This is a genomic window from Vibrio sp. 99K-1, from assembly GCF_013114585.1.
Lineage (GTDB): Bacteria > Pseudomonadota > Gammaproteobacteria > Enterobacterales > Vibrionaceae > Vibrio > Vibrio chagasii_B.
Genome location: NZ_VTXF01000004.1, coordinates 189690 through 201183 on the forward strand (window position 1 = coordinate 189690; position 11494 = coordinate 201183).

General features: G+C 45.8%; 7 protein-coding genes. All 7 read left to right on the forward strand.

Features of this window, described 5'->3' with window-relative positions:
* The first annotated feature begins 31 nt into the window (after positions 1-31).
* The 7 genes from F0228_RS04925 (at position 32) to F0228_RS04955 (ending at position 11467) form a co-directional block, all read left to right on the forward strand.
* Positions 32-1912 carry an ATP-binding protein gene (locus F0228_RS04925; RefSeq protein WP_171761956.1) on the forward strand — a complete coding sequence of 627 codons (1881 nt, stop codon included), beginning with the start codon at positions 32-34 and terminating at the stop codon, positions 1910-1912.
* Between the two features lie 53 nt (positions 1913-1965).
* Positions 1966-3279, forward strand: a complete 1314-nt coding sequence (locus F0228_RS04930) for a response regulator (protein WP_116871124.1) — start codon at positions 1966-1968, stop codon at positions 3277-3279.
* Positions 3280-3391: 112 nt separating this feature from the next.
* Complete coding sequence (locus F0228_RS04935; protein WP_008217986.1) at positions 3392-4783, forward strand: HlyD family type I secretion periplasmic adaptor subunit; 1392 nt, start codon at positions 3392-3394, stop codon at positions 4781-4783.
* Between the two features lie 59 nt (positions 4784-4842).
* Complete coding sequence (locus F0228_RS04940; protein ID WP_061031924.1) at positions 4843-5511, forward strand: transglutaminase-like cysteine peptidase; 669 nt, start codon at positions 4843-4845, stop codon at positions 5509-5511.
* 5 nt (positions 5512-5516) lie between these two features.
* Entirely contained in the window at positions 5517-7427 is a 1911-nt protein-coding gene (locus tag F0228_RS04945; RefSeq protein WP_171761957.1) for a LapD/MoxY N-terminal periplasmic domain-containing protein, read from the forward strand.
* A gap of 18 nt (positions 7428-7445) precedes the next feature.
* On the forward strand, positions 7446-9560 hold the full coding sequence (locus tag F0228_RS04950; protein ID WP_061031922.1) for a type I secretion system permease/ATPase: 2115 nt from the start codon (positions 7446-7448) through the stop codon (positions 9558-9560).
* A 158-nt stretch (positions 9561-9718) separates the two neighbouring features.
* Positions 9719-11467, forward strand: coding sequence for an SgrR family transcriptional regulator (locus F0228_RS04955; RefSeq protein ID WP_171761958.1), 1749 nt, complete (start codon positions 9719-9721; stop codon positions 11465-11467).
* Positions 11468-11494 lie beyond the last annotated feature (27 nt).

Below are 11494 nucleotides of genomic sequence, written 5' to 3' on the forward strand. Positions count from 1 at the left end.
ATATGTAAACTGATTGTAACTTGAGTTTCTCGTGTCTAAAAAACTGTCTAACCTGATCACGCCTTTTGTATTTTTCTCATTGATACTGGGAACGGCAGGGCTAACTGCTACTCACTTTTTGGCCGGTCAATACCAAGAGCAAGTTGTCACACAACAACTCAATGAAGCGGCGAACAAAGCCAACCTCCAGATCGATTCTGAATTGGATAAGTTCAAACAAATACCTGACTTGCTCAGCCACGACCCACGCCTGCTGTCTTACTTTGATGAATCACCAAAGAGCGACAAAATCTCCACAGCTGAACTCAACACCTTGTTATTCGAGTGGTCGGGGCAAAGCCAAGCCGATACCATCTATATCCACGATCCGAGCGGCACAGTGGTTGCATCAAGTAACTATCGAAAGCCTCGAACTTTCGTTGGCGAAAACTTCGCGTTTCGCCCCTACTTTGCCTCTGCAATAAAAGGCCATAAAACCCAATATGTCGCACTCGGCGCTCGCTCTGATGTGCGAGGCTATTTCTTATCTTCACCACTTTATATCGACGATGACATCGTAGGCGTTATCACGGTGAAAGTAAGCTTAGAAAACCTAGAAAACATTCTAACTAGCGACGACTTTGAGATTGTGGTACTTGATTCCAACCAAGTGGTGTTTCTCTCTAGTCAGGTACCTTGGCTTTATCACTCATTACTACCATTAACGGATCAACAGCAGCAAGATATCGCAGCGCAACGCCAATACGGTCAAAACAAAATTTCGATCATTGATGCGTTTAACTCTTCGAGCCAAACAACCGATGCAAGCAAAGCGCTCACTGCAAACCAGTTATTTAAACTTGGAAATTTTAACCTGTACCCTGCCGCTACCAGTGACAACCAGTACCAAGTTGTGGCTATCAAGGACACAAGATCCGAACTGCTCAAGGTGCTGCAGATCGACGTTATCTTCATTGTGATTTACAGCTTAGTCATGCTGATTGCTTGGTCGTGGCGCCAAACCTACCTCGCGAAAGTGGCACTGACTGAACTCAATCAGAACCTAGAGCAAACCGTAGATAAGCGAACTCAATATCTAAAGCAATCCAATCAACAACTTCAACAGACACTCTTTCAATATCAAGAGTCTCAATTGAAGTTAAAACAGACAGAGCGAGAGCTAACGCAAACCGCTAAGTTAGCCGTGCTGGGTGAGCTGTCAGCCAGTATTAATCATGAAATCAATCAACCACTTGCTGCGCTTAGAACCTATAGCGAAAACAGCGTCAAGCTGCTTGAGATGGGACGCTCAGACTTAGTAAAAAGCAATCTGGATAAAATGATCGCGCTAAACACTTCGATTACCGAGATCATTGCACGCCTTAAGGTATTTACGCGCAAGGTAACCAAGCAAGAACATCATGTGGCGAATCTGCATCAAGCGATCAACAATGCCACCAGCATTCTCAGTGCGCTGATGATCAAACAAGGCATCACCCTAAGATTAAGTACCGTGGCAGATGACATTAACATCGCGATTCACCCAACCGAGCTTGAGCAAGTGTTGGTTAACCTGATGCACAATGCGACACAAGCGCTTTCGCAACAAGCCACACAACAAGTAGTACTTCAAAACGACTTGGAAACTCAAGAAGGGAAGCAACCGACCATTCCTCAAATCGGCGTAGAGTGGCAGCTTAATAATGATGCCTGCCAACTGATCATTTGGGATAACGGGATTGGTATCGCCAGCGACAAACTGGAACATTTGTTCGACCCGTTTTTTACCACTAAGCCTGAAGGATTAGGGCTCGGACTTTCGATATCGAAGCGAATCATTGAAGCCTATCACGGCACGATCAGCGCAAGCCAGCTCGAGCCTTCAGGCATGGTATTCTCTCTGAATATTCCACTGTACCAAAACAAAGGCTAAAGGATTGTTATTAATAGCTTTCTTCAACATTAAGGACTCAACACTTGCACTCTATGCCTAAACTCTACTTTGTCGATGATGAACCCGCAATTCGCGACTCAGTAGAACAAGCCATGCTCATTGAAGGTATCGACATTGTCTGCTTACCTAATGCGATTGAGGCTCTCAAGCAGATTAATATCACGCAAGCAGGCATTGTGATCACCGATATTCACATGCCAGTGATGGATGGCATTCAATTTACGCAAAAGCTGTTGAGTCAAAATCCGAATTTTCAAATCATCGTACTGACTGGACACGGCGATGTGCAAACCGCCGTTTCGGCGATGAAGTCCGGTGCTTATGATTTTCTAGAAAAACCATTCGTGGTTGATGCCCTGCTTACCGCAGTAAGAAAAGCAGCAGATAAGCTCGCCTTGGTTGAAGAAAACAACCTGCTTAGAAAAGAGCTCGCGATGCAGAATCAGGTTGGCCCAAAACTGATTGGTCAGTCTCAATCAATGCAGACATTACGCCGCGAATTAATCACCTTAGATTGCAAACAGAACCCGCTATTACTGTTTGTTGGCGACATAGGCACTGGCAAACGCATCACTGCGCAGTACACCCACGATTTACACAGCCAACCAACAGCGGAGCTTTGTCCGATTGCTGCATTTAATTTACCGCGCAATGACGAATCGACATTTCACCAATTCGTGGTTCAATTATTCCAAAAGCATCAAGGTGGAACGCTCTATATTCATGAAACAGAAGCATTAACTTCACAACAATGGCAGTGGTTAGCGGCTCTAAAACCGACTCTACTTCGTGAAAACTCATGCAAGACCAATGCAACTTGTATCATTATCGCAACTACAGTAGTACCGACTACAATTACAAATGAGCTGCGTCGATTTAATCTATTACCATTAGCACAAAGAACGGAAGATATCGGGTCTTTGTTCAAACACTTTGCGCGAGGTGCAGCAAGTCGTTATCAGTTGCCTCCGCCGGTAATCACAGAGAAAGAGATTCAACGCTTGATAACCACTCACTGGGGCGAAAACATTCGCCAGCTTCGTCAACATGCCGAGCTGCGCGTGCTAACTCAGGTGAAGCAACCAGCACTCGACAATCAAGAGTCAGGTCAAGCAGACAGTCCAGAACAAGCGGATGACGGTTCGCTAGACGTCAATATTGAAGAACAACAACAGTCATTAAGCCAACGTACCGACAGCTTTGAACAAATCCTCTTGATAGAAGCACTGCATCGTCATCAAGGGCGCTTAAAAGACGTACAACAAGAGCTGCAAGTGTCGAGGAAAACCCTCTATGACAAGCTAAGAAAGCACCAACTCGACAAAACAGATTTCAAAAACAGATAAGAGTTAAAAAATATATAAATTCAAATATTTAAAGGAGCAATTTCTTAACATTTATCAAAAGTAAGAATACACTCAATAGGCTTGCACTTTTATTCAGCAAACAAGGACTGTTATGAGCCAGAAGAATTTCAGCAAATTGAACGAAACCGAACTTGAGTACGTCGACGATAAAACCGCGGCACTACTACTCAATACGCCGACCAGTGCGCGTATCATGTTGTGGATGATCGTTCTGTTCTTTATTGCTGCTATTGGGTGGTCCGCTTGGGCGGAGATCGACAAGGTTACTGTCGGGCAGGGCAAAGTGATCCCCTCTTCCCAGATCCAAGTGGTGCAAAACCTCGAGGGGGGCTTAGTTAAAGAGATCTTAGTTAAAGAAGGACAACAGGTTCAAAAAGGCCAACAACTGCTATTGATCGACGACACTCGATTCCGCTCTGACTTCCGTGAACGTGAACAGCAAGTTGCCAACTTAACTGCCAACGTATTGATGCTTTCCGCCTCGTTAACCAGCGTAGTAATCAATGAAGACTTTAACGAAAAAGAGTGGAAGAAAAGTGTCACTCTCGATTATGGAAAGCTCGCTTTCCCACCTAAGTTCTACGAGGTTCAACCTGATCTGGTCAATCGTCAAAAAGCAGAGTACCGCCAAGATTTAAACAACCTTAAAAACCAACTTTCCGTTTTTGATCAACAAGTTGAACAGAAACAACAAGACCTTGTCGAGATCAAAGCGCGTGTGCGAAACCTAAAGCAGAGTTACCAATTTGCTCGCCAAGAACTGGACATCACCAAACCGCTTGCCGACGAAGGCGTGGTACCAAGAATTGAATTGCTTAAGCTGCAACGACAAGTCAACGATACTCGCCGAGAAATGACCTCAAGTGAGCTTAAAATCCCTCTGCTACGCTCTGCAATCAAAGAAGCCATGCTCAGCCGTATCGATGCGGCACTCAACTTCCGCTCTGAACAGCAAGAAAAGCTCAACCAAGCACAAGATAAACTCTCGGCACTGACTGAATCTGCGGTTGGCCTCGAAGACAGAGTAAACCGTACAGTTGTCGTTTCTCCAGTAACCGGCACCGTTAAAACGTTAGGTATCAATACCGTGGGTGGCGTAATCCAGCCAGGTATGGACATCGTTGAGATTGTACCGACCGAAGACTCCTTGCTGGTTGAAGCAAAAATTGCCCCACAAGACATCGCATTCCTGCGCCCAGAACTGACCGCCATTGTTAAGTTCAGTGCTTATGATTTCACTAAATATGGTGGCTTAGAAGGTGTGTTGGAACACATCAGCGCCGATACGACACAAGATGAAGAAGGCAACAGCTTTTACATCGTGCGTGTACGTACCGAGAAACATAATTTTGGACAAAACGAAGAGCTGCCAATCATTCCAGGTATGACAGCCTCGGTCGATATCATCACGGGTAAAAGAACCGTACTTGAGTACATGTTGAAACCTATCCTCAGTGCACAAAACAACGCACTGAAAGAGTAAGGACGTTTGATGGTTAACAATGCCTTTCAATACATAGTGAACCAACAAGAGCTGAGGCTATGAAGTCTCGAATATCGCTGTTACTGCTCGTCCTCACCTCTTTTACTTCTGTCGCTCTCAATAAGAACGACCAAAGGTGGATCGATGCGGTCACGCAGACCTACGGTGAGAGAGCCGGAAAACGTGTGGCAACCTGGCGTTCAAATATGACGTCATACGATGGTTTAAGCGAAAAAGAGAAACTCACGTCAGTTAATCAGTTCTTCAATCAGATGTACTTTGTCGACGACAGCATTCTGTGGGGAAAAAACGACTACTGGGCGACCCCGCTGGAATTTTTAGGCAGTAACGCAGGCGACTGTGAAGACTTCACCATTGCCAAATACTTCTCTCTGCTTGAACTAGGCGTTCCAGATAAGAAATTGCGATTAGTGTACGTAAAAGCACTAGAGCTAAACCAATTCCACATGGTGTTGGCTTACTACTCCACACCGAGTGCAGAGCCACTAATTTTGGATAACTTAAACCCTGAGATAAAGCGCGGTTCTAAGCGCCCTGACCTACGACCAATTTACAGTTTCAACGGTAAAAACCTTTGGTTAATCAAGTCGGCAGCAGGCAGCGGCAAGCTAGCAGGGAAATCTTCAAGATTGAGCTTATGGAACGACTTACGTTCCCGTGAGCGCTCTCTAAAATTAAACAAACCCATTATCAATTACGATGAGTAGGTACAATGACTTTATATAAACAGCTTGTGGTCGGGATGGTTGCGGTGTTCATATTACTGATGACGTCAGTCTTTATGATCGAATTCAATACTACTCGTGGATACTTAGAGGAGCAGCAACGCTCTGAAGTAAGTAATACCATTAATACTGTTGGACTGGCTCTTGCCCCTTACCTTGAAGAAAAGGACAAGGTATCGGTAGAGTCTGTTATCAACGCTCTGTTTGATGGCAGTTCTTACTCGGTCGTACGATTAATTTTTCTCGACAGCGGTGAAGACATCATCCGTTCATACCCTGTAAAGCCTTCGGGCGTGCCCCATTGGTTTACCAATCTCAACCTATTTGAACCCGTTCATGATCGCCGAGTGATCACCAGCGGCTGGATGCAACTTGCTGAGGTAGAGATCGTCAGCCATCCAGGCCCGGCCTATGATCAACTGTGGCAAGCCTTTACCCGCTTATTAAGCATCTTTGGTGTGATCTTCTTACTCGGCTTGATCTCGATTTCATGGATCCTTAAGCGAGCACTACGCCCACTATCGATGATCATCACCAAAATGGATCAGATCGCTAAGAACCAATTCGGTGAGCCATTAACACGTCCTAAAACAAAGGATCTGATCTTGGTGGTTGATGGTATCAATCACATGTCGACTCAAGTTGAACAAGCCTTTAAAAACCAAGCGAAAGAAGCTCAGAAACTGCGCGAAAGAGCGTACATTGACCCGGTTTCTCAGCTGGGTAATCGCGCTTACTACATGTCGCAATTAAATCAGTGGTTAGAAGAGTCGAGTTTAGGTGGTCTTGCAGTACTGAAAGCGGAATTTATCAGTGAAGAGTACGACGAGAAAGGTTACCAAGAAGGTGATGCGTTAGTTCATCAATTGGCAGAACAACTGCAAGCTTCCATCTCATCGCCAGATATCACCATCGCACGTATTTCTAGTGACGAGTTTGGTTTCATTATGCCAAACATTGATGAAAGCGAACTTAAACTAGTCGCAGGCAGCATCGTCAACTGTATTCAAAGCCTAGGTTCAGATCCTACAGGCATGGCAAATCCACACATTGCATTGGGTGTAACGTACAGCAACAAACGTAAAACCAGCACCGAAATCATGTCACTGGTCGATAACGCGCTGTCTAGTGCTAAAGCGAACCGTGAACTCGCTTACGGCTACGTCACTGCTGACGACCATGGCGCAGTAATGGGTAAACAACAATGGCGTATGTTGGTTGAAGAGGCGATCATCAATGACCTTGTGACATTCCGCCTACAAGCTGCAAACAATGCGTTTGGCAAAACCTATCACCAAGAGGTGTTCTCTGCGATTGAGAAAGATGGCATTCGTTACGGTGCCAACCAGTACCTATACGCACTAGAACAGCTTGAAATGAGCCACATTCTCGACCAATACGTTATCGAGAAGATGATTGAGAAGCTAACAGCACAAGAGGTGACCAGCCCAATCGCAATCAATATCTCACCAAGCAGTATTTCTCAACCAAGCTTTATCCGTTGGATTGGTAAAACGCTTGAGCAAAACGCTTCAGTCGCTCACCTGCTGCACTTTGAGATCCCAGAAAACTGTTTCATCAACGTTCCGCACTACACGGCACTATTGTGTAACACCATTCGTAATGCTGAAGCGATGTTTGGTGTCGATAACTACGGACGTAACTTCCAATCACTGGACTACATCAACGAGTACCGTCCTAGCTACGTGAAACTGGATTACCTGTTCACGCATAACTTGGACGATGAGAAGCAGAAATTCACGCTCACATCGATTTCACGAACGGCTCATAACCTTGGTGTCACCACCATCGCATCTCGAATCGAAACTCAGACTCAGTTAGATATCTTGTCTGATAACTACGTAGAAGTGTTCCAAGGCTTCATTGTTGATAAATAGTTGTAAGGGTTATATCGCATGCAAGATCCACTATTGAACTCATTGATCTACGTTAGCCGATATTACGGGTTAGCGAACTCGCCTGAGGCGTTGGTCAATGGGTTGCCACTATCAGACGGAAAGCTAACCCCTTTCCTGTTCCCACGTTCGGCAGAACGTGCGGGGCTAGTGGCAAAAGAAAACCGTTCCGACTTAGATAACATCCCACACCTAATTTTGCCGGCGGTATTATTGCTAAAGCAGGGCGAAGCGTGTGTGCTCAACAGCATCGACCTTGAAAAACAAGAAGCTGAAATCATCACTGCTGAGAGTGGAATGGTGCCAATCATCATTCCTGTTGCCGAACTTAAAGAGCAGTTCATTGGCCGCTACTTCTTAGTGAAAAAGCAGTTCCGCTATGACGAGCGTTCACCAGAAGTTCTGAAAACACGCAAAGGTCACTGGTTTTGGAGCACCATTTGGGAATCGAAAAACATCTATCGTGATGTTTTGATCGCATCAATTCTTATCAACATTTTCGCGATTGCTGCACCGATGTTTACGCGTTTGGTGTACGACAAAGTAGTACCCAACCTCGCATTTGAAACCTTGTGGGTATTAGCGAGCGGTATCTTCGTAGTCTTCCTGTTCGATCTACTCTTAAAATTGATGCGTAGTTACTTCATCGACGTCGCAGGAAAAAAATCAGATATCCTGATTTCATCTAAATTGTTCAGTAAGGTACTTGGCATTCGTATGGAAGCAAAACCAGCTTCAGTTGGTGCCTTCGCGAAGAACTTGCAAGAGTTTGAGTCAATTCGAGAATTCTTTACCTCGGCGACGATCGGCTCTCTGATCGACTTACCCTTCGCCATCATGTTCCTCGCCTTAATCTGGTTAATGGCGGGTAACTTAGTGTTCGTTCCAGTCGCGGGCGTTGTGATTCTGATCATCTACGCGTTGCTGATTCAAGGTCCATTGCGTCGCACCATTGAAGAAGGTTCACGCCTAGCCTCTCAGAAATACGCAAACTTGATTGAAAGTTTGGCGGGCCTAGAAACCGTTAAACTATTCAGCGCACAGAGCCAGTTCCAATTCCGTTGGGAAGAAGCCGTTGCTCACATGGCGAACTGGAATATTAAAAGCCGACGCATTACCGACAGCATCCAAAACACCGCAGGCTTTGTTCAGCAGAGTACCAATGTAGGGATGATCATTTTTGGTGTGTATCTAATTGCTGAAGGCGAACTGACAATGGGTGGTTTGATCGCTGCAACCATGTTGAGCGGCCGTGCGATTGGTCCTCTTGTTCAATTGTCGCTGCTTTCTACACGTTACAACCAAGCCAAATCTTCAATGACGCTGATTGAGCAAGTGATGTCGATGCCTGATGAGCAGGAGGAAGGTAAGCGCTACATTCACCGACCAATCATCCAAGGTCATATTGCGCTAGATAAAGTGACTTTCCACTACCCTGATTCCCCCGTCGCTTCAGTGCGAGATCTCAGCCTGACCATCACACCTGGCGAGAAGGTGGCGATCATCGGTCGTATTGGTTCAGGTAAAACAACCCTAGAACGCCTGATTATGGGCCTGTACAAGCCCACAGAAGGCCATGTACGCATTGATGATACCGATATGGATCAACTTCACCATGTCGACGTACGACGCAATATAGGCTGTGTACCGCAAGACAGTAACCTATTCTATGGTTCAGTCAGAGATAACATTACTCTAGGCCGCCCTTTGGTGGACGATCGTGATGTGATGGATGCAGCGAACCGTGCCGGTGTGACAGCCTTTACTCAGCAAGATCCTGCCGGTCTAGAGCGCCAAGTGGGTGAAGGTGGTGGTTTGCTTTCTGGTGGTCAACGCCAGTCAATTGCCATTGCGAGAGCCTTTCTAGGACGCCCGCCAGTATTGTTAATGGATGAACCGACCAGTGCTATGGATAACCGTTCAGAGATGCACATCAAACACCAACTAAACCAATTGCTACCAAGCGAGACGTTAATTCTGATTACACACAAAACGTCGATGTTGGACATTGTCGATCGAGTGATCGTAATGGAGAAAGGCTGCATAATAGCTGATGGTCCGAAAGCGAAGGTTCTGTCCGATCTAAAACAAGGTCGCGTAAGAGCAGTTAGCTAAAGCCTGTCATCAACACAATCACCAAAGGGGAGCGAATGCTCCCCTTTTTTATTCCCTTAAACCGTGACAAAAGGGGAACAAAGTAACTGAACATTTTCTTATTTTCTCGAAGTTAAGTTGAGTAAAATACCAGGCTATCCATTAACAAAGGGCTCTTGGTGTCTAATCTCAACCTGCTTAGGTATTATCAGCGAATCGCACCCATGGGTGTCGGTAGCGAAATGAAAACCACAGTTCAGGAAGTGGCTGATTTACTGTGTACTTCTCCTCGACATGCTCGCAACCTGTTATCACAAATGCAAGAACTAGCGTGGTTAACCTGGCTACCTAAAGCCGGCCGAAACCAACGATCTTCGCTACTGTTAAATATCGAATTAGGCGCACTCAAAGAGAGCCTTGCTCTAGAGAGAATCCAACAAGGCAAGTATGAGAAAGCTTTGGCTATTGTTGATGAAGACGAAGCAACGTTTGGCCGCCTGCTGAAAACCACGTCAGGGGCTTCTGTTCAGGAAGGCCGTGTCAGTATCCAACTCACATACAAGCGCATGTTCGAGCGCATTGTGCCACACCAATTACACCGCTGTAGCGAGCGCTTCTTCTTGCGTCAGGTGTATTGCTGCTTGGTATCCAGCCATGACAATGGCGTTATCAAACCAGAACTCGCTCACCACTGGCGCTATGACGAAGCGAGCTATCAATGGACATTCCACCTTCGTCCCGGGCTTACGTTCCACAACGACGAGCCAATTGACGCTGATACCATTGTGAGCCTCTTTGCTAAACTCTGTGCCCTTCCCTATTATCAAAAAGAGCTCGCGCATGTCAGCGATATCAGCGCCCCACATCCACTGAAAGTGGTATTTACACTAAGCAAGCCAGATCAAGGGTTTGCAGGCCTTATATCCGGAGTCAAATACGGTATTCAGCCGCCGAGCCAAGTGAACATGGCAAACAATAATTCGGTGATTGGTAGTGGGCCATTTTCGGTGATCGAACACGATAAAAATAAACTTAAGTTGCAAGCGTTCGATGGCTACTATTCGTGTCGCATGTTAGTCGACTTAGTCACGATTTGGAGTGTCAACGACGAAAAAATGGAGAACCCGTCGCTATCCAGTAATGCACCGATCCAAGTATCTGAAACGACAAGCGGTATTGAAGTCTCAATACAAACACCCAATGCGACTCACTCAAGTCAACACAGTCGCACTGAAGACGGCTGCTTGTTCGCGTTATTCAACCATCATGCAAAGCATCCGTTAACACGTGCCCAACGCTGTTGTATTACGGAATTGATCCAACCGCAGCGACTGCTCGAAGTATTCCAGAAAGAGAAGATTCATTACGGCAGTGTCGTTGCCAACAACTTATTACCTGTTTGGAACCCCGTTTTACGCCCATTTGGTGAATTCAGCGCGCTACCAAAAACCATTACCATTGCTGGATACAACTACACAGCGCTGCGCCGATGCGCTCGGGCTATTTCTTCAGTACTTGCCGAGCACAACTGTGTGGTTGAAATGGTGATGTACTCCTATCGGGAGTTGAGTGAAAAAGCGAACAGCGGCACACTCGATGAGACACTGATCTTAACGAATATCAATTTAGACGATAACCGTCATGCTTCAGCGTTTTCTAATTTCTACTGCAATAACGTGCTGTACCACACTCTAGGAGAGACAAATGCCAACTGGCTTGATCAACAATTAGAAAATCTAAGAGCGAGCACTCCGTTAGAAGATTACCTAACAGCGCTAGAACCGATCGCCTCAACGTTAGTCAGTGAGTACTGGATTGCCCCAATGTTTCATCACACGCAAACATTACGCTTTCAAGGTGTCTTAGAAGATGTCGCACTCACTAATTGGGGATGGCCAGATATTCGTTCGGTGTGGTCTTCTGATTAAAGAGCTGTTGCGATGAGGATGTTTTTA